This window comes from Pseudomonas sp. PDM09, from assembly GCF_014852305.1.
GTDB lineage: Bacteria > Pseudomonadota > Gammaproteobacteria > Pseudomonadales > Pseudomonadaceae > Aquipseudomonas.
In genome coordinates this window covers 264,894-284,114 of record NZ_JACVBI010000002.1, presented here as the reverse complement: position 1 = coordinate 284,114, position 19,221 = coordinate 264,894, and the positions used below count along the sequence as shown (strand labels likewise).

The window sequence follows — 19,221 nt, the reverse complement described above, 5'->3', positions numbered from 1 at the left end:
GTCATCGGATTACGGATTGCGCAAAGCATGCAAACAGGCTGACGGCCTCGCATCGCTGCAAGGTTTCTTGAAGCATAATCGGCTTCGCGCAGATATCCACTCGGCCATCCCGCCCAGACCCGGGCCGACGCGCTGCCGAATGACTATTCAGGCCCGTGAAATTCCACGCGAAGCGTCTGGGTAGCGCTCGCGGATGCCTATTCTTCGGGGCGGCCATCGCCTGGAACTTCGCAGCGAAAGAATTTCGTATACCCTATCGCCATCTCACTCCAAACGACCGCTGCCGTGAACCTACCCAAACTCAACGCTCCCGACCTTGGCAATACACCTTCGACCTCGGAAATCATCACCCGTCATTTGCGGGACGCGATCGTCGCCGGGCATTTTGCCGAAGATGAGCCGATTCGCCAGGATGACATTGCCCGCCAGTTCAACGTCAGCAAGATCCCGGTGCGCGAGGCCCTCAAGCGTCTGGAGGCCGAGGGGCTGGTGATGTTCCAGCGTAATCGCGGGGCAATGGTCACGCGGGTTTCCGATGCCGAACTGGCGCAGATGTTCGAAGTGCGGATGTTGCTGGAGGACAAGATACTGCGCCTGGCCATTCCCAACATGACCGAAGAAACCTTCGCCCGTGCCGAGCGTATCTGTCAGGAGTTCATCGGCGAGGACGATGTGGGCCGCTGGGCCGAGCTCAATTGGGAACTGCACGCCTGCCTTTATGAGCCGGCGCAACGGCCGTTTCTGGTCAGCCTGATTCGTTCGGTCAACGACAAGCTGGAACGCTACCTGCGCATGCAGATGAGCCTGTCGGCCGGCAAGGAACGGGCTGATCACGAGCATCGTGAGATCATCAAAGCCTGTCGTGCCGGGGATGTGGATCTGGCGGTAAAGCTGTTGGACGAGCACATTGCCGGGGTCTGCAAGACCCTGTTCGAGCACCTGCCTCACGCGCACTGAGCCTTCAGGATGCTGTGCTGATTTCGTCATCGGCACAGGATAAATCCATCAAGCCGACACCCCGTTGCACAGGCCACTCTTTCGTTCACTCATCTGAACGGACGTGGCCCTCCCATGAAACGCATCACTGTGATCGACTCCCACACCGGCGGCGAACCGACCCGTCTGGTGACCGCAGGCTTCCCTGACCTGGGCACCGGCAGCATGGCCGAACGCCGCAAGCTGCTCGCCGAACATCACGATCAATGGCGCGCCGCTTGTGTGCTGGAACCCCGTGGCAGCGACGTATTGGTGGGTGCCCTGCTCTGCACACCTGTGGACCCGAGTGCGTGTGCCGGGGTGATTTTCTTCAACAACACCGGTTACCTGGGCATGTGCGGCCACGGCACGATTGGCCTGGTGGCGTCGTTGGCGCATCTGGGCAAAATCAGCCCCGGCGTCCATCGCATCGAGACGCCGGTGGGTACGGTGCAGGCGACCCTGCACGAAGACCATTCGGTGAGCGTGCGCAATGTGCCGGCCTACCGTTACCGCAAGGCGCTGGTGGTGCAGGTGCCGGGAATCGGTCAGGTGGTCGGCGATATCGCCTGGGGCGGCAACTGGTTTTTCCTGATCGCCGAGCATGGCCTGCGGGTGGCCGGCAATAACCTCGACGCGCTGACCGCTTACACCTACGCCGTGCAACAGGCGCTGGAGGCCCAGGGTATTCGCGGCGAAGACGGCGGGCTGATCGACCATGTCGAGCTGTTCAGCGATGACGATCACGCCGACAGCCGCAACTTTGTCCTCTGCCCCGGCAAGGCCTATGACCGCTCACCGTGCGGCACCGGCACCAGTGCCAAACTGGCGTGCCTGGCCGCGGACGACAAGTTGCAACCGGGGCAGATCTGGCGCCAGGCCAGTGTCATCGGCAGCGAGTTCGAAGGCTCTTACGAATGGCAGGGCGAGCGCGTTGTGCCGACCATTCGCGGCCGGGCCTTTATCAGCGCCGAAGCCAGTTTGATCATCGAACAGGATGACCCGTTCGCTTGGGGCATTCGTCCATGAACGAGGGCCTTGTGGCCGATGTGATCGTGATCGGCGCCGGCATCATCGGCGCCGCCTGTGCCCAGGCGCTGGCCCGTCGTGGCTTGCAGGTGCTGGTGCTGGACGCCGGCCTGCACGGTGCGACGGCGGCGGGCATGGGCCACCTGCTGGTGCTCGACGACAACCCGGCCGAACTGGCCCTGAGTCAATATTCCTTGCGACGCTGGCACGAACTGGCGCCGGACCTGCCCGACGGCTGCGCCTACCGCAACAACGGCACGCTGTGGCTGGCGGCCAACGCCGAGGAAATGGCGGTCGCCCATGGCAAATACCTGAACCTGAAAGCCCAGGGCGTGGCGTGCGAATTGATCAGCGCCAGTGCCTTGCGCCAGCGTGAACCGGAACTGCGCGAAGGTCTGGAAGGCGGTTTGCTGATCAATGGCGACGGCATTCTTTATGCGCCGGCGACGGCCAGCTGGATGCTCGACACGCCGAACATCCGTCAGCGCCGGGCGCGGGTCAGCGCAGTCGATGGCAATCGCGTATGCCTCGATGACGGTCACTGGTTGAGTGCCGAAGCGGTGGTGTTGGCCAACGGTATTCAGGCCAACGAACTGTGCCCGGAGTTGCCCATCGAGCCGAAAAAAGGTCACCTGCTGATTACCGACCGCTACCCCCGCACCGTCACCCACACCTTGGTCGAACTGGGTTACGTCACCAGCGCCCACAACGCCACCGGGCCGTCGACGGCCTGCAATATTCAGCCGCGCCCCACCGGGCAATTGTTCATCGGTGCCTCGCGGCAATTCGGCACCACCGACCCGCAAGTCGAAGGCTGGATGCTGGCGAAAATGCTCAAGCGCGCCGCCGAGTACATGCCTGGGCTGGCCCGGCTCAACGGCATCCGCGCCTGGACCGGCTTTCGCGCCGCCAGCCCCGATGGCCTGCCGCTGGTGGGCCAGCATCCACAGCGCCAGGGCTTGTGGCTGGCGGTCGGTCATGAAGGGTTGGGGGTCACCACGGCCCCCGGCACCGCCGACTTGCTGGTGGCGCAACTGTTGGACGAAACCCCGCCACTGGCCGCACAACCCTATCTGCCCCAGCGTTTCCTCGGAGAACCTGTCTATGCCTGAATTGCTGCTGGACGGCCGCGCCTTGAAGGTGGCCGAGGGCACCAGCGTCGCCGCAGCCTTGGCGTTGGGCAGCGACGGCTGCACGCGCACGTCGGTCAGTGGTCAGCGCCGCGCACCGCTGTGCGGCATGGGCATCTGCCAGGAATGCCGGGTGACCATCGACGGCCGGCGACGCCTGGCCTGCCAGACTTTGTGCCGAGACGGCATGCAGGTGGAGACACGTTCATGAACGAATACGCCGATCTGCTGATCATCGGTGCCGGCCCCGCTGGCATGGCCGCCGCCCTTGCCGCCGCACCCAGCGGCGCACGCATTGTCATGCTCGACGACAACCCGCTACCGGGCGGACAAATCTGGCGTGACGGGCCTCAAGCCAACGTGCCCGATCAGGCCCGTCGCCTGCGTGAGCGTTTGCAGGCTTGCAGCAACATCCGCCATCACGCCGGCACCCGGGTGATCGCCAGTCCCGGTCCGAAACAACTGTTGGTCGAAGATGATGACGACGGCTGGTTGATCAGTTACGACAAACTGATTCTGTGCACCGGCGCCCGCGAGTTGCTGCTGCCCTTCCCCGGCTGGACGTTGCCTGGCGTGACCGGGGCCGGTGGCTTGCAGGCGCTGATCAAGGCGGGTGTGCCGGTGCAGGGTGAGCGCGTGGTGATCGCCGGCAGCGGCCCGCTATTACTGGCGAGTGCCGCCACCGCGAAAAAACAGGGCGCCCAAGTACAACGCATCGCCGAGCAAGCCTCACGCACCGCCGTCGCCGGTTTCGCCGCGCAACTGCCCCGCTGGCCCGCCAAATGGTTGCAATCGTTCAGCTTGCTCGATCGCCATTACCGCACCGCGACTCACGTGCTGGCCGCCCTAGGCACTGATCGACTGGAAGGCGTGCGCCTGCAACAGCAAGGCAAAATCGTCGAACTGGAATGTGATCGGCTGGCCTGTGGTTTCGGCTTGATCCCGAACATTCAATTGGGCCAGGCACTGGGTTATGCCATCGAGGGTCAGGCGTTGGCGGTGGATGCCTGGCAGGCCAGCAGCCGTGCCGATCATTATGCGGCAGGCGAATGCACCGGGTTTGGTGGCAGTGAACTGGCGTTGGTCGAAGGTGCAATTGCTGGTCACGCGGCGGTCGGTAACCTTGAAGCGGCCCGCCAATTGTGGCCACGCCGGGCACGCTGGCAGGGTTTCGCCAAGGCACTGAATCAGGCATTCGCCCTCGCCCCGCCACTCAAGTCCCTGGCCCAACCCGACACCCTGGTCTGCCGCTGCGAAGACGTGCCCTACGCCGCATTGGCCGGGCACACTGACTGGCGCGAAGCCAAGCTGGCCAGTCGCTGCGGCATGGGCGCCTGTCAGGGCCGGGTGTGCGGCGGTGCGGTGCAGCACCTGTTCGGCTGGCAACCTTCGGCGCCCCGCCCACCCTTCAGCCCGGCGCGAATCGAAACCTTGATGTGCCTGGACGACACCCCGCCAGCCTGATTCCCCCTCGGGGGTTTCGGCCACGCTGCCGAGCCTCTATGATCCCGGGGTCGCCCTCAGACCCCAGCGCCATGTATCCCTCGCTCAGCACCTTCAAACCCTGCGACCTGCCAACGCTGCTGAACAGCCTGCAGCCGATCGCGCCGCTGCTCGATACCCTGTCGGATGTGGTGTTTTTCATCAAGGACAGCGAAGCTCGCTACGCCTTCGTCAACCAGACTTTGGCCCGGCGTTGCGGTTTCAAGCATCCCGAGGAGTTGCTGGGTCTCACCGCCGACAAGGTTTTCCCGGAGCGCTTCGGCCCGCTGTACACCGAACAAGATCGACGGGTATTGTCCAGCGGCCGCGAACTGGCCGACCAACTGGAACTGCACCTGTATTACGGCAATCAACCGGTCTGGTGCCTGACCCACAAACTCGCCTTGCAGGATGAACAGGGCAAGATCGTTGGCCTGGCCGGGATCTCCCGCGACCTGCAATCCCCCCAGTCCAACCACCCCGCGTTCCAGAAACTCGCCGCCGTGGATGCGCACATCCGCAGCCACTTCGCCCGCCCCATCAGCCTCGCCGAACTGACCGCCATCGCCGGCTATTCCGTGGCGCAACTGGAGCGTCACTGCAAGCGGGTATTCCAGCTCACCCCACGGCAGATGATTCACAAGGCGCGCCTGGAAGAAGGCTCGCGGCTGTTACTGCACACCGACCTGCCCATCACCGAAATCGCCCTGCGCTGCGGCTACACCGACCACAGTGCCTTCAGCCGACAGTTTCGCGCCCTGACCAGCCTGTCACCGAGCCAGTATCGCGATAATCAGCGTTAGGTGGAGGTGCGCAATTTTTTGTTCCGGATTCATTTTCTGGTGGTTTGACCGGGAGATAAAGGGTGTTCTTCCGGGCCTCTTCGCGAGCAAGCCCGCTCCCACACTGGATCTTCTGTGAACACATTATTTGTGACCGACACAAATCAACTGTGGGAGCGGGCTTGCTCGCGAAGAGGCCGGTACAGCCACCACAAGGCTCGGTGTCAGACCGCTAAACAAGCACTGTTTAATCGACACTTCCAGACACTCACTCAGGCTACACATCCTTGCGCCGCTGCCTACGACTACGCCAGAATCCGCCGGCTTGTATGCCTTGTGGCCGGGCTCTATCGTTTCCGGGTCGCTGACGAATCAGCGATCGGATTTGACCGTCCGAATCAATCAAGGCGCGCCAGCGTCCAAGACCTCATTCAGGCATTGTCTGAAATATCGTGTCGCGGTGGCTGTGCGCGGGACACCTTCGGGTGTGCCGGATTCCTTGATGTCCGGTCGGTCAACCCGCGTACAGCTGCCACCTTGTTCGTTTGACCGCGAACGGCGGCAGCTCCAGTCATCAAGGAGCTTCACCATGTTCAAAGCCACACCCAATCCCCCGGAAACCGATCCGACATCCCCCTACGAATCCCTCGATTCCAAAAAGCTCAACGAAGCCGCCGACCGCGCCCTAGACCACTACCTCAAGCCCCCCATCCCCAAAAACACCAAGCGCAAACCCAGCACCATTTACCATGTGGGCACCGAGGTCGATAACGAAACCCTGCTGGTCAACGCCTGCGAATCCCTGGCATCAGCCAGCATGATGCTCAGTGAGTTCGCCGGATTGATGGACATGCCACATCGCAACATGATGCTGGGGATTCAATCGGTGGTCATGCTCGGGGAGCTGGCGGTGAATCGGGTGCTGGATAACCTCGATCCGCCGTCCTGACCATTGATCTGAGGCCATAGGGCTTTTGTGGCGAGGGAGCTTGCTCCCGCTCGGCTGCGCAGCAGTCGCAAAACCTGAGCATGCGGTGTATCTGAAAAACCGTGACTGCCGGGTTTGGGGCCGCTTCGCAGCCCAGCGGGAGCAAGCTCCCTCGCCACATTAGGTGTATTCCCACAACGGACTAGCCGAATGAAAAGATCGCAGGTTTTGATCATTCCCCCACTCCCGCGTGGGAATGCCTCAATGGACGCTCTACGTTCGGATCTGGAAGAAGGTTCGCGGCTGTTACTGCACACCGACCTGCCCATCACCGAAATCGCCCTGCGCTGCGGCTACACCGACCACAGTGCCTTCAGCCGACAGTTTCGTGCCTTGACCAGCCTGTCACCGAGCCAGTTTCGCGATAATCCACGCTAGGTGGAGGTGCGCAATTTTTTGTTCCGGATTCATTTTCTGGTGGTTTGGCCGGGAGATAAAGGGTGTTCTTCCGGGCCTCTTCGCGAGCAAGCCCGCTCCCACACTGGATCTTCTGTGAACACATTATTTGTGACCGACACAAATCAACTGTGGGAGCGGGCTTGCTCGCGAAGAGGCCGGTACAGCCACCACAAGGCTCGGTGTCAGACCGCTAAACAAGCACTGTTTAATCGACACTTCCAGACACTCACCCAGGCTACACATCCTTGCGCCGCTGCCTACGACTACGCCAGAATCCGCCGGCTTGTACGCCAAAGGGCCGGGCTCTATCGTTTGCCTGTCGCTGAAAAACAGCGATCGGGTTTGGTAGCCCGGTTTGACTTGCGTGCATAGCGCACCTGATGCAGAGCCTTTTCGGCCTGCGTTTATGGTGGCCATGCGCAGGGCGCCTTCGGGCGCGCCGGTTTTCCAAGTCACCGGTCTACCAACCTTCGCATGGCCACCACCCCTTCGTTTGGTAGCGAGGGTGATGGCTCCTCTTTTCTGATTTGGAGCTTCATCTATGTTCAAACCTACACCCAACCCACCTGAAACCGATCCAACCTCCCCCTACGAATCCCTCGATTCCAAAAAACTCAACGAAGCCGCCGACCGCGCCCTCGATTACTACCTCAAGCCCCCCATCCCCAAAGACACCAAGCGCAAACCCAGCACCATTTACCATGTCGGCACCGAGGTCGATAACGAAACCCTGCTGGTCAACGCCTGCGAATCCCTGGCGTCAGCGAGCATGATGCTCAGTGAGTTCGCCGGATTGATGGACATGCCACATCGCAACATGATGTTGGGGATTCAATCGGTGGTCATGCTCGGGGAGCTGGCGGTGAACCGGGTGCTGGATAACCTCGACCCGCGAGGCTAGCGAGGATGATCGTTCCCACGCGCAGCAAAGGAATGCCTCAACGGACGCTCCGCGTTCGGCTTTAGATGGGACGCGGAGCGTCCCGGGCTGCATTCCCACGCGGAGCGTGGGAATGCAGCAGGGTGCCGGTGTTCCTTAAAGGGGCGCCCCGCACACCTTTTGCTCCCATCTGTAACACCCGCCATTGCGGACCTCGACCCTCACGGCACCACGCCTGACGCACCGCAATACCTCTACTTCAAGCCCTGACACTAAATTCGCGCCTCAACCTGGAAATGGGCACGTTGATTGCTATTGTTAATATCGTATACGAAATCCCCAATACGATATCCAACAGCACTTCACATCAACGAGGCCTCTATGAAAAACCCCGCATTTGCCGTAGCCCTCAGCGCTGTTCTCAGTACCTCCTTTATCGCCACCGCCCAGGCCGACAAGCTCGATGACATCATCGGTTCGGGCAAGCTGCGTTGCGCCGTGACCCTGGATTTCCCGCCCATGGGTTTTCGCGATGCCGGTAACAACCCCGCCGGTTTCGACGTGGACTACTGCCATGATCTGGCGAAAATCCTTGGGGTCGATGCCGAAGTGGTCGAGACGCCGTTCCCGGATCGCATTCCGGCGCTGGTCTCCGGACGGGCCGACGTGATCGTCGCCTCCACCTCCGACACCTTGGAACGGGCCAAAACCGTCGGCCTCACCGTGCCCTACTTTGCCTTCCAGATGGTGGTGCTGACCCGCGACGACACCGGCATCAATAGCTTCGATGACCTCAAGGGCAAACCCGTGGGCAACACCAGCGGCACTTATGAGGCCATCGCCCTGGAGAAAGACGTGAAGAGCTGGGGCACCGGCACCTTCCGCGCCTATCAGTCGCAAAACGACACGTTGCTTGCCGTCGCCCAAGGCCATATCGCCGCCACCGTGGTCACCAACACCGTGGCTGCCGCCACTCTCAAGTCGGGCAAATACAAAAACCTGAAAGTCGCCGGTAATGCGCCGTACGTGATCGACTACGTTTCCCTCGGTGCCAAGCGCAACGAGTATGGCCTGCTCAATTACCTCAACCTGTTCGTCAACCAGCAGGTGCGCACCGGTCGTTACAAGGAGTTGTTCGTCAAATGGGTCGGCACCGAAATCTCGCCGACCAACCTGACCGTGCCACAGGTCTACTACTAAGGTGTCCGGCATGCCTAGGCCCACTTCTCTGACCGGTCGCAGCCTGGTCGCGGGCGCCGCCGAGGGCGCCCTGCTGTTCGCCGATATCGGGTTGAGTTTCTGGGGCGGGGTCGATCCGTATAGCGGCGAGATCATTGACCGTCATCACCCGCTCAGTGGCGAATACCTGGCCGGCCGCGTGCTGGCCATCCCCAGCGGTCGCGGCTCGTGCACCGGCAGTAGCGTGTTGATGGAACTGATCAGCAACGGTCACGCACCGGCCGCACTGGTGCTGGCCGAGCCCGATGAGATCCTGACCCTGGGCGTGCTCGTGGCACAGACCATTTTCGAGCGTTCCCTGCCGGTGCTGTGCATCGGCCGGGAGGCCTTCGCCGCCCTGCGCGGCAAGGCCTTCGCTCGGGTCGAGGACACAACGCTGAGCCTGTTCGAGCATCTGCCGGGCAATGCCTGGCAGGCACTCGACAACCCTTTGCCAAGCACCAATATCGCCACCGCAATCGAACTCACCGAACACGACCGGGCGTTGCTCGACGGCCAGCATGGCAAGGCCGCGCAGGTGGCGATGCAGATCGTCCTGCGCATGGCCGAACTGCAAGGTGCCCGCCATCTGGTGGATGTCACCCAGGCGCACATCGACGGCTGCATCTACACGGGACCTGCGAGCCTGCGTTTTGCCCAACAGTTGGTGCAATGGGGAGCAACAGTGCGGGTGCCCACCACCCTCAATTCGATTTCCGTGGACCAGCGCCGCTGGCGCGAGCTGGGCATCGACCCGGCCCTCGGTGAACCGGCCAGTGCCTTGGGCGATGCCTATATGGCGATGGGTGCACAGCTGAGTTTCACCTGCGCGCCCTACCTGCTCGACAGCGCGCCGAAGGCTGGCGAGCAGATCGTCTGGGCCGAATCCAACGCGGTGGTCTACGCCAACAGCGTGCTCGGCGCACGCACCCTGAAGTACCCGGACTACCTGGACATCTGCATCGCGCTGACTGGTCGCGCCCCGTTGATCGGCTGCCACCTGGACGCGCAACGCAAGGCTGGCCTGCAAGTCGAGTTGCCCGCCTTGGGTGAACTGGATGACGCCTTCTACCCGCTGCTCGGTTACCACATCGGCGCGTTGGCGGGCAGCCGGATTCCACTGGTGCGCGGGTTGGAAAACCGCAAGCCGAGCCTGGACGACCTCAAAGCGTTCGGCGCGGCATTTGCCACCACGTCCGCCGCGCCCTTGTTCCATATTGCCGGGATAACCCCGGAGGCCATCGACCCGTCGCAAGTGCTGGACACGGATAACCCGATGCCGGTGGAACACATCCTCTTGAAGGATCTGCTGGTCAGCTGGCGCGAACTCAACAGTGCCCGCGACAGCCGGGTGGATGTGGTCTCGCTGGGCAACCCGCACTTTTCCCTCAGCGAGTTCGCCCACCTCGCGCGGCTGTGCCTCGGTCGGCACAAACACCCTGACGTGGTCCTCGCCATTACCTGCGGCCGCGCCGTGTTGGAGCAGGCTCGCGAAGCCGGGCATATCGCCGTGATCGAAGCTTTCGGCGCCATCCTGGTCACCGATACCTGCTGGTGCATGCTCGGCGAACCGGTGATCCCGCTGGCCGCAAAAACCTTGATGACCAACTCCGGCAAATACGCCCATTACGCACCCGGCCTGGTGGGCCGCAAGGTGCATTTCGCCAGCATCAAAGAATGCGTCGATGCCGCCTGCAATGCCACCGCCAGCGGGCGCCTGCCGGCGTGGCTACAACCTGCCGCCCTACTGGAGAGCCCTGCGCATGTTTGACTACAGCTTCCAATGGCGCTCAGCGCTGCGCGCCCTGCCGGACATGCTCGCCGGTGCCCTGGTCACCTTCGAGACCGCGGCACTGTCGATGATCTTCGGCGTACTGATCGCCCTGGCCCTGACCGTGATGCGCGAAAGCAAGAACCCGCTGCTGCGCGGCATCGGCAACGGCTGGGTATCGATCGCGCGCAATACCCCGTCGCTGTTCCAGATCTACGTCCTCTACTTCGGCCTCGGCTCGCTGGGCCTGCACGTCAGTTCATGGCTCGCCCTGCTGGCCGGGATCACCTTCAACAATGCCGGGTATCTGGCGGAGAACTTTCGCGGTGGCCTCAAGGCCGTCCCGGACACCCAAGTGCGCGCCGCACGTTCGCTGGGCATGAGCGCCTTTCAGGCCTATCGAATGATCATCGTCCCGCAGCTGCTGCGGATCGTCTTCTACCCACTGACGAATCAAATGGTCTGGGCGGTGCTGATGACGTCGCTGGGGGTGATCGTCGGGCTGAACAATGACCTGACCGGCGTGACCCAGGATTACAACGTCAAAACGTTCCGCACCTTTGAGTTCTTTGCCATTGCAGCGGTGCTGTATTACCTGATTGCCAAGGCGATCGTCGCGGCAGCCCGGCTGATGGCCTGGCGGTTGTTCCGTTACTGAGGAGCTGTCCATGTTTGCCACCGGTTTTTCCTCCAATGACCTGTTGTTCCTGCTCAATGGCGCCTGGGTCACGCTGCAACTGACGTTCTGGTCGATCATGCTCGGCTCCCTCGCCGGCTTGCTCTTCGGTCTGCTGCGGGCCTTGTTGCCGCGGGCCAGTTTGCCCCTGGCCTGGGTGCTGGATGTGTTTCGCAGCGTGCCGTTGCTGATCCAGTTCGTGCTGTTCAACTCGCTCAAAAGCATCGTCGGCTTGAACATCAGCGCCTTCAGCGTCGGCTGCATTGTGCTGGGGGTTTACGCCGCCGCGTACTTCACCGAGATCGTGCGCGCTGGCGTGCTGTCGGTGCCGTTCACCCTGCGCCGGGCCAGTCGCTCGCTGGGCCTGAGCTTCCTGCAGGACCTGCGCTGGATCGTCCTGCCGATGGCCACCCGGGTGGCTTTTCCCGGCTGGTTGAACCTGGTGCTCGGCGTGATGAAAGACACCGCGCTGGTGATGTGGATCGGCATCGTCGAACTGCTGCGCGCCTCGCAAACCATCGTCACCCGCATCCAGGAACCGTTGCTGGTGCTGTGCATCGCGGGCCTTATTTACTACGTCATGAGCCTGGTGGTCGCACGCCTGGGCGCTCGTCTGGAAAGAAGGTGGCAAGAAAATGATTGAGATCGACAACGTACATAAATCCTTCGGCGACCTCGCCGTGGTCAAGGGTGTCAGCCTGACAGTGAACAAGGGCGAGGTGGTGTCGATCATCGGCGGTTCGGGCTCCGGCAAATCGACCCTGCTGATGTGCATCAACGGCCTGGAACCGATCCAGAAAGGCAGCATTCGCGTCGACGGCGTCGAGGTCCACGACAATGCCACCGACCTCAATCGCCTGCGGCAGAAAATCGGCATCGTGTTCCAGCAATGGAATGCCTTCCCGCACCTGACGGTGCTGGAAAACGTGATGCTGGCGCCGCGCAAAGTCTTGGGTAAAAGCAAGCGCGAGGCCGAGGAGCTGGCGGTGCAGCAACTGACCCATGTGGGCCTTGGCGACAAACTCAAGACCTTCCCGGGCAAGTTGTCCGGCGGTCAGCAACAACGTATGGCGATTGCCCGCGCCTTGGCCATGTCGCCGGACTACATGCTGTTCGACGAAGCCACGTCGGCCCTCGATCCGCAATTGGTCGGCGAGGTGCTGGACACCATGCGCATGCTCGCCGAAGACGGCATGACCATGGTGCTGGTGACCCACGAAATCCGCTTCGCCCGCGATGTGTCCGACCGCGTGGCGTTCTTTCGCAATGGCCTGGTGCACGAGATCGGCTCGCCGGATCAGGTGATCGGTAATCCGGTGCATGCGGAGACTGCGGCGTTTCTGAAATCGGTGAAGTAACTGATGGCCCCTTCGCGAGCAAGCCCGCTCCCACATTTGATCTTCAGTGCGACACAGATCCAGTGTGGGAGCGGGCTTGCTCGCGAAAGGGCCCTGACAGACAAAACAAGGAGCAAACCATGCGCTCATCGAAAGTCATTCACGTAGTCAGCTGTCACGCCGAAGGCGAAGTCGGCGATGTGATCGTCGGCGGCGTCGCCCCACCACCGGGCGCCACAGTGTGGGAGCAATCGCGCTGGATCGCCAAGGATCAGACCCTGCGCAACTTCGTCCTCAACGAACCTCGCGGCGGCGTGTTCCGCCACGTCAACCTGCTGGTGCCGGCCAAGGATCCGCGGGCGCAGATGGCCTGGATCATCATGGAACCGGCGGACACACCACCGATGTCCGGCTCCAATTCGCTGTGCGTGGCCACGGTGCTGCTCGACAGCGGCATCCTGCCGATGACCGAACCGCAAACCCGACTGATACTCGAAGCGCCCGGCGGCCTGATCGAGGCCGTGGCCGATTGCCGTGATGGCAAGGTCGAGCGGGTAGAAATCAAGAACGTGCCCTCCTTCGCTGACCGCCTAGACGCCTGGATCGAAGTCGAAGGCCTTGGCTCGTTGCAGGTCGACACCGCGTATGGCGGCGACAGCTTTGTGATCGCCGACGCCGAGCGCCTGGGCTTTTCCATTCGTCCTGATGAGGCTGCCGACCTGGTGGCGGTCGGGCTGAAAATCACTCGCGCGGCCAATGAACAGCTGGGCTTCGTCCATCCGCTGAACCCCGAGTGGTCACACATTTCCTTCTGCCAGATTGCCGCGCCCATCGTCATGGAGAACGGCATTGCCACCGGTGCCAACGCCGTGGTGATTCAACCCGGCAAGATCGACCGCTCGCCCACCGGCACCGGCTGTTCGGCGCGCATGGCGGTGCTGCAGGCCAAGGGTTTGATGCAAGTGGGCGAGCGCTTTATTGGCCGCTCGATCATCGGTTCCGAATTCCACTGCCGCATCGATTCCCTGACCGAAGTGGCCGGACGCCCGGCGATCTACCCGTGCATTGCCGGCCGGGCCTGGATCACCGGCACCCACCAATTGCTGCTCGATCCAAGCGATCCATGGCCACAGGGCTATCGCTTGTCAGACACCTGGCCGGGTGCCTGAAACGCCCCCAGACCAACGGCTACCAAAAACCCCTGACCAATTGAAAAAAACACTAGCCGAGTCACTGGCATTTAAAATATCGTATACGAAATACAAAAACGAACTGGAGGCAACAATGAGCAAACGTATTAACTGGAGTGGCGTCTTCCCCGCGGTGACCACTCAATTCAACGATGACTTTTCCATCAACCTGGAAAAAACCCATCAGGTGATTTCCAACGTGATCCGTGACGGCGTCTCAGGCCTGGTGGTGTGCGGTTCGGTGGGGGAAAACACCTCATTGACCGCCGAAGAAAAAATCGCCGTGACCGAAGTCGCGGTCGACGCCTCCCGGGGTCGCGTGCCAGTGATCTGCGGTGTGGCCGAGTTCACCAGCGTGCAAGCGGCCAAGGTCGCCAATGCCGTGCGCCGGGTCGGCGTCGACGGCGTGATGCTGATGCCGGCGCTGGTCTATGGTTCCAAGCCGTTCGAGACCGCCGAGCACTACCGCTACGTGGCGAAAAACGCCGACGTACCGCTGATGGTCTACAACAACCCGCCGATCTACAAAAACGACGTCACCCCGGACATCCTGATTTCCCTGGCCGACTGTGACAACGTGGTGTGCTTCAAGGATTCGTCCGGCGATACCCGTCGTTTCATCGACGTGCGCAATGAAGTCGGCGATCGTTTCGTGCTGTTCGCAGGTCTCGACGACGTGGTGCTGGAAAGCATCGCGGTGGGTGCCGAGGGCTGGGTCTCGGGCATGTCCAACGTGTTCCCGAAAGAAGGCGAAACCATCTTCCGTCTGGCCAAGGCCGGTCGCTTTGCCGAAGCCATGCCGATCTACGAATGGCTGATGCCGATCCTGCACCTCGATGCCCGTGCCGACCTGGTGCAGTGCATCAAGCTCTGTGAAGCCATCGCCGGTCGCGGCAGCGCGCTGACCCGTCCGCCACGCCTGGCACTGCCGCAAGCTGATCGGGTGTTCGTCGAGCAGATCATGGCCAAGGCCTTGGCCAATCGTCCGGAGTTGCCAGACGTCGGTCTCTGAGTGATTGCCGGGCGGGTCTTTGCGGACCCGGCCCGGCTGCCTGTTTTTGCGCCCCTACAGGAAACGCCAGCATGTCCAATCCTCTACACACGCAAAGCGCAACCACCCCCTCGGGACTCAAACGCCTAGTGGCCGCCGCCATGGCCGGCACCGTTGCCGAGTGGTACGAATTCTTTCTCTACGGCACAGCCTCCGCACTGGTCTTCGGCCAGTTGTTCTTCCGCCAGACCGACAGCCCCATCGACGGCATCATCGCCGCCTTCGCCCTGTACGCAGTCGGCTTTCTCGCTCGTCCATTGGGCGGTCTGGTGTTCGGTCACTACGGTGACAAATTCGGCCGAAAACGCCTGCTGCAATTGAGCCTGATTGTGGTCGGCATCACCACTTTCCTGATGGGATGCCTGCCGGGCTTCGACAGCATCGGCTATGCCGCGCCAGTGTTATTGGTGCTGCTGCGGCTGATCCAGGGTTTTGCCTTTGGCGGTGAATGGGGCGGTGCGATTCTACTGGTGTCCGAACACTGCCCCGACAACCGTCGCGGCTTCTGGGCCAGCTGGCCGCAAGCCGGGGTGCCGGCCGGCAATCTGGTGGCGACCGTCGCCCTATTGCTGTTGTCGTCGAACCTGTCGGAAGAACAATTCCTCGCTTGGGGCTGGCGTGTGGCGTTCTGGTTCTCGGCGGTGGTGGTGCTGATCGGCTACTGGATTCGCACCAGCGTCGATGACGCGCCGATCTTCAAGGAAGCCCAGGCCCGTCAGGCGCAGACCAAGCAGCAACAGCTGGGCGTGATCGAAGTGCTGCGTCATCACTGGCGCGCTGTGCTGGTGGGGATTGGCGCACGTTTTGCCGAGAACATCCTCTATTACACCGTGGTCACCTTTTCGATCACCTACCTGAAACTGGTGGTGCACAAGGACACCTCGGAAATTCTGCTGCTGATGTTCGGCGCGCACTTGGTGCACTTCTTCCTGATTCCGTTGATGGGGTATCTGTCGGATATCGTTGGGCGCAAACCGATCTACCTGACCGGCGCGGTACTCACCGCGTTCTGGGGCTTTATCGGTTTCCCGATGATGGACACCGGCAACAACTGGCTGATCATGGCGGCGATCATCCTGGGCCTGGGTATCGAGTCGATGACCTATGCGCCCTACTCGGCGCTGATGGCCGAAATGTTCCCGACCCACGTGCGCTACACCGCCCTTTCACTGTGCTACCAGGTGGCGCCGATTTTCGCCGGTTCCCTGGCACCGTTGATCGCCATCACCCTGCTCAACAAATATCACAGCTCGACACCCATCGCCTGGTATCTGGTGGGCGCCGCGTTGATTTCCATCGTGGCCGTCGGCCTGACCCGGGAAACCCGTGGCAAGTCGTTGCACCTGGTGGATGCCGAATCCGCTGCGCGCATTGCTGCCCTGGATAGCGCCGCGCCGGCCACACGCCGGGGTGATTCATTGGCCTGAGCCCTGTAGGAGCGAGGCTTGCCCGCGAACGGGGTCGGACATTCACCATTGATGTCGTCTGACACACCGCCTTCGCGGGCAAGCCTCGCTCCTACAGGTCCCGATCACTTTTTTGATAGGAGTTTTCCATGCCCGAGATCATCGGCCACAACTACATCGGCGGTGCCCGCAGCGCCGCCGGCAGCATCACTCTGCACAGCCACGACGCCAGCACCGGCGAAGTGCTGCCCTTCTCTTTCATGCAAGCCACCGTGGAAGAAGTGGACGCCGCCGCCCAGGCCGCTGCTGCCGCTTACCCGGCCTTGCGCAATCTACCGGCAACTCGCCGCGCAGAATTTCTTGAGGCGATCGCCGCGCAACTGGATGCGCTGGATGATGAATTCGTCGCTCTGGTCACCCGCGAAACCGCCCTGCCGACCGGGCGCATTCAAGGCGAACGCAGTCGTACCAGCAACCAAATGCGCCTGTTCGCTCAGGTTCTGCGCCGGGGCGATTTCTATGGTGCGCGCATCGACCGCGCGTTGCCCGAACGTCTGCCACTGCCACGGGTCGACCTGCGCCAATACCGGATCGGCGTCGGCCCGGTGGCCGTATTCGGCGCCAGTAATTTCCCGCTGGCCTTTTCTACTGCCGGCGGTGACACCGCTGCCGCCCTGGCCGCCGGGTGCCCGGTGGTGTTCAAGGCCCACAGCGGACACATGGCAACCGCCGAACGCGTGGCCGATGCAATCATCCGCGCCGCCGAGCAAACCGACATGCCCAAAGGTGTGTTCAACATGATCTACGGCGCGGGTGTCGGTGAAGCGCTGGTCAAGCATCCGGCAATCCAGGCCGTCGGTTTCACCGGCTCGCTAAAAGGTGGTCGCTCTCTCTGTGACATGGCCGCCGCACGGCCGCAACCGATCCCGGTGTTCGCCGAAATGAGCAGCATCAACCCGGTGCTGGTATTGCCGGAAGCCCTGCTCGCGCGTGGCGAGAAAATCGCCGGTGAACTGGTGGCGTCGGTGGTCCAGGGGTGCGGTCAGTTCTGTACCAATCCGGGGTTGGTGATCGGTATGCGCTCCCCTCACTTCAGCGCTTTCATCGCGCGGCTCAGTGCCTTGATGGCCGAACAACCGGCGCAAACCATGCTCAACGCCGGCACCCTCGGCAGCTACGAAAAAGGCGTGCAGGCCTTGCTCGACCATCCGGGTATAACCCGCCTGGCGGGCCAGGATCAGCACGGCAATCAAGCGTGGCCGCAACTGTTCAAGGCCGACGCCAGTCTGCTGTTCAAGGGTGATCCGCTGTTGCAGGAAGAAGTGTTCGGCCCGACCACCCTCGTCATCGAAGTGGCCGACAAGGCCGAGTTGCGACAAGCGCTGAACAGTTTGCACGGTCAACTCACCGCCACGTTGATTGGCGAAGCACAGGACCTGAAGGAACACGCCGATCTGCTGGTACTGCTGGAGCAAAAGGTCGGCCGCGTGTTGTTCAACGGCTACCCCACCGGCGTCGAAGTCTGCGATGCCATGGTGCATGGCGGGCCTTATCCGGCGACCTCCGATGCCCGTGGCACTTCGGTCGGCAGCCTGGCCATCGAGCGCTTCCTGCGCCCGGTGTGCTACCAGAACTGCCCGGACGCCTTGCTGCCCGACGCCCTGAAAAACGCCAACCCGTTGGGCATTACGCGACTGGTTGATGGCAACAGCCACCGCGAACCGCTGTAAAAACATGACCTCCCGTAGGAGCGAGGCTTGCCCGCGAAGGCGTCTCGACATTCACCATTGATGTCGTCTGATACACCGCCTTCGCGGGCAAGCCTCGCTCCTACAGGATTTTCATCGCATTCAAGCCAGCAATGCGTTCAGGTCGTTGTACAGCGTCTCGGGAATCTGTACTCCCTCCACCATACTGCGCGCCCGCGCCGCATAACGCCGTTGCGACGGCAAGCGCGCGCCCTGCCCTTCAATGCCCTGAAACAACACTTCGGCCCGGGCCAAATGTTCCTCGGTGGCCGCACCCAGAAAACGTCGCGGGTCCAGCGCGATGATCAACTCGCCATGGTAGGGCGATGACTTGCTGCCCGCGTCATAGGCCAGCGATTCGGCACTGGTCAGATCACCGATCAAAGGCCCGGCGATCAACTCCACCATGGCCGCCAGCGCCGAGCCCTTGTGCCCACCGAACGTCAGCATCGCGCCGCTGTCGAGCACGACGTTGGCATCGGTGCTCGACCGGCCCTCAGCGTCCACGCCCCACCCCTCGGGAATCGCCTTGCCGGCACGCCGATGCAACTCGATATCACCACGGGCAATCGCACTGGTGGCGAAGTCGAACACAAACGGATCCTGCCCCGCACGGGGCCAGCCAAAGGCAATGGGATTGGTGCCAAACACCGGCACACGTCCCCCGGCCGGTGCCACCCAGGCATGGCTCGGATTACAGGCCAACGCCACCAACCCGGCAGCGGTCAACTGCTCGATCTCCACCCACAGCGCCGAGAAATGCACACAGCGATTGATCGCCAACGCCGCAATCCCGTTGGCCCGGGTTTTCTCCGCCAGCAACCCAAGCCCCGCCTGAAACGCCAATTGCGAGAAACCACCAGCGGCATCCACCCGTACGATCGACGGCGCCTGGTCGATCACCTGCGGCTCGGCATCGGCCGACACCTTGTCGGCCCGCAGGGAATTCACGCAGCCCAGAATCCGGTACAAACCGTGGGAGGCACAGCCATCGCGCTCGCCGGCGATCACCGTCGCCGCCACCGCTTGCGCGTGGGCCAGATTAAAACCGTTGTGCAACAGGATCGATTCGGCCAACTCGCGGGCTTCGATCAGGGTCAGTCGGATCATGCTCATCTCCTTGGACAGACCGGTCAGGGTGGTCTATCCGCAGAGATGT

The 19,221-nt window shown here is 62.1% G+C and carries 18 protein-coding genes and 1 pseudogene; 18 read left to right on the top strand and 1 reads right to left on the bottom strand.

From position 1 onward, the window contains the following. Positions 1-285 precede the first annotated feature (285 nt). From IB250_RS05975 to IB250_RS05890, 18 genes and pseudogenes are all read left to right on the top strand, one after another. Positions 286-957 carry a GntR family transcriptional regulator gene (locus IB250_RS05975; RefSeq protein WP_007900901.1) on the top strand — a complete coding sequence of 224 codons (672 nt, stop codon included), beginning with the start codon at positions 286-288 and terminating at the stop codon, positions 955-957. A gap of 114 nt (positions 958-1,071) precedes the next feature. Then, entirely contained in the window at positions 1,072-2,004 is a 933-nt protein-coding gene (locus IB250_RS05970) for a 4-hydroxyproline epimerase (protein WP_192343375.1), read from the top strand. Continuing rightward, on the top strand, positions 2,001-3,116 hold the full coding sequence (locus IB250_RS05965; RefSeq protein ID WP_192343374.1) for an NAD(P)/FAD-dependent oxidoreductase: 1,116 nt from the start codon (positions 2,001-2,003) through the stop codon (positions 3,114-3,116). Before IB250_RS05970 ends, IB250_RS05965 begins: the two co-directional genes overlap by 4 nt. Continuing rightward, positions 3,109-3,345, top strand: coding sequence for a (2Fe-2S)-binding protein (locus IB250_RS05960; protein ID WP_063340377.1), 237 nt, complete (start codon positions 3,109-3,111; stop codon positions 3,343-3,345). The genes IB250_RS05965 and IB250_RS05960 overlap by 8 nt, the downstream gene beginning before the upstream one ends. Continuing rightward, positions 3,342-4,598 carry an FAD/NAD(P)-binding oxidoreductase gene (locus IB250_RS05955; protein WP_192343373.1) on the top strand — a complete coding sequence of 419 codons (1,257 nt, stop codon included), beginning with the start codon at positions 3,342-3,344 and terminating at the stop codon, positions 4,596-4,598. Before IB250_RS05960 ends, IB250_RS05955 begins: the two co-directional genes overlap by 4 nt. 71 nt (positions 4,599-4,669) lie before the next feature. Further along, a complete protein-coding gene (locus IB250_RS05950) occupies positions 4,670-5,419 on the top strand; it encodes an AraC family transcriptional regulator (protein ID WP_192343372.1) in 750 nt (249 codons plus the stop codon). 568 nt (positions 5,420-5,987) lie between these two features. Then, positions 5,988-6,347: a DUF6124 family protein gene (locus IB250_RS05945; RefSeq protein WP_192343371.1), complete on the top strand. Its 360-nt coding sequence runs from the start codon at positions 5,988-5,990 to the stop codon at positions 6,345-6,347. Between the two features lie 255 nt (positions 6,348-6,602). Then, positions 6,603-6,764 (top strand): annotated as a pseudogene (locus IB250_RS05940) (helix-turn-helix domain-containing protein); the annotation flags it as partial. Positions 6,765-7,326: 562 nt separating this feature from the next. Beyond that, positions 7,327-7,686, top strand: a complete 360-nt coding sequence (locus IB250_RS05935; protein WP_192343234.1) for a DUF6124 family protein — start codon at positions 7,327-7,329, stop codon at positions 7,684-7,686. A gap of 360 nt (positions 7,687-8,046) precedes the next feature. After that, complete coding sequence (locus tag IB250_RS05930; RefSeq protein WP_007903735.1) at positions 8,047-8,865, top strand: transporter substrate-binding domain-containing protein; 819 nt, start codon at positions 8,047-8,049, stop codon at positions 8,863-8,865. 10 nt (positions 8,866-8,875) lie between these two features. Further along, positions 8,876-10,654, top strand: coding sequence for an aconitase X (locus IB250_RS05925; RefSeq protein WP_192343370.1), 1,779 nt, complete (start codon positions 8,876-8,878; stop codon positions 10,652-10,654). Next, positions 10,647-11,312: an amino acid ABC transporter permease gene (locus tag IB250_RS05920; protein ID WP_007903733.1), complete on the top strand. Its 666-nt coding sequence runs from the start codon at positions 10,647-10,649 to the stop codon at positions 11,310-11,312. Before IB250_RS05925 ends, IB250_RS05920 begins: the two co-directional genes overlap by 8 nt. 10 nt (positions 11,313-11,322) lie before the next feature. Continuing rightward, entirely contained in the window at positions 11,323-11,973 is a 651-nt protein-coding gene (locus tag IB250_RS05915) for an amino acid ABC transporter permease (RefSeq protein WP_007903724.1), read from the top strand. Further along, positions 11,966-12,688, top strand: a complete 723-nt coding sequence (locus IB250_RS05910; RefSeq protein WP_192343369.1) for an amino acid ABC transporter ATP-binding protein — start codon at positions 11,966-11,968, stop codon at positions 12,686-12,688. The genes IB250_RS05915 and IB250_RS05910 overlap by 8 nt, the downstream gene beginning before the upstream one ends. Positions 12,689-12,807: 119 nt before the next feature. Further along, on the top strand, positions 12,808-13,836 hold the full coding sequence (locus IB250_RS05905; protein WP_192343368.1) for a trans-3-hydroxy-L-proline dehydratase: 1,029 nt from the start codon (positions 12,808-12,810) through the stop codon (positions 13,834-13,836). A gap of 115 nt (positions 13,837-13,951) precedes the next feature. Next, the gene (locus IB250_RS05900; RefSeq protein WP_192343367.1) at positions 13,952-14,869 is read left to right on the top strand and encodes a dihydrodipicolinate synthase family protein; all 918 of its coding nucleotides are present in this window, start codon (positions 13,952-13,954) and stop codon (positions 14,867-14,869) included. 71 nt (positions 14,870-14,940) lie between these two features. Then, positions 14,941-16,335: a fosfomycin efflux MFS transporter AbaF gene (gene abaF / locus IB250_RS05895; RefSeq protein WP_192343366.1), complete on the top strand. Its 1,395-nt coding sequence runs from the start codon at positions 14,941-14,943 to the stop codon at positions 16,333-16,335. A gap of 128 nt (positions 16,336-16,463) precedes the next feature. Continuing rightward, entirely contained in the window at positions 16,464-18,044 is a 1,581-nt protein-coding gene (locus tag IB250_RS05890; protein ID WP_192343365.1) for an aldehyde dehydrogenase (NADP(+)), read from the top strand. 120 nt (positions 18,045-18,164) lie between these two features. On the opposite strand, the gene IB250_RS05885 is transcribed toward IB250_RS05890, so the two are convergent. Then, positions 18,165-19,172 carry an Ldh family oxidoreductase gene (locus IB250_RS05885; RefSeq protein ID WP_192343364.1) on the bottom strand — a complete coding sequence of 336 codons (1,008 nt, stop codon included), beginning with the start codon at positions 19,170-19,172 and terminating at the stop codon, positions 18,165-18,167. Between the last annotated feature and the right edge of the window lie 49 nt (positions 19,173-19,221).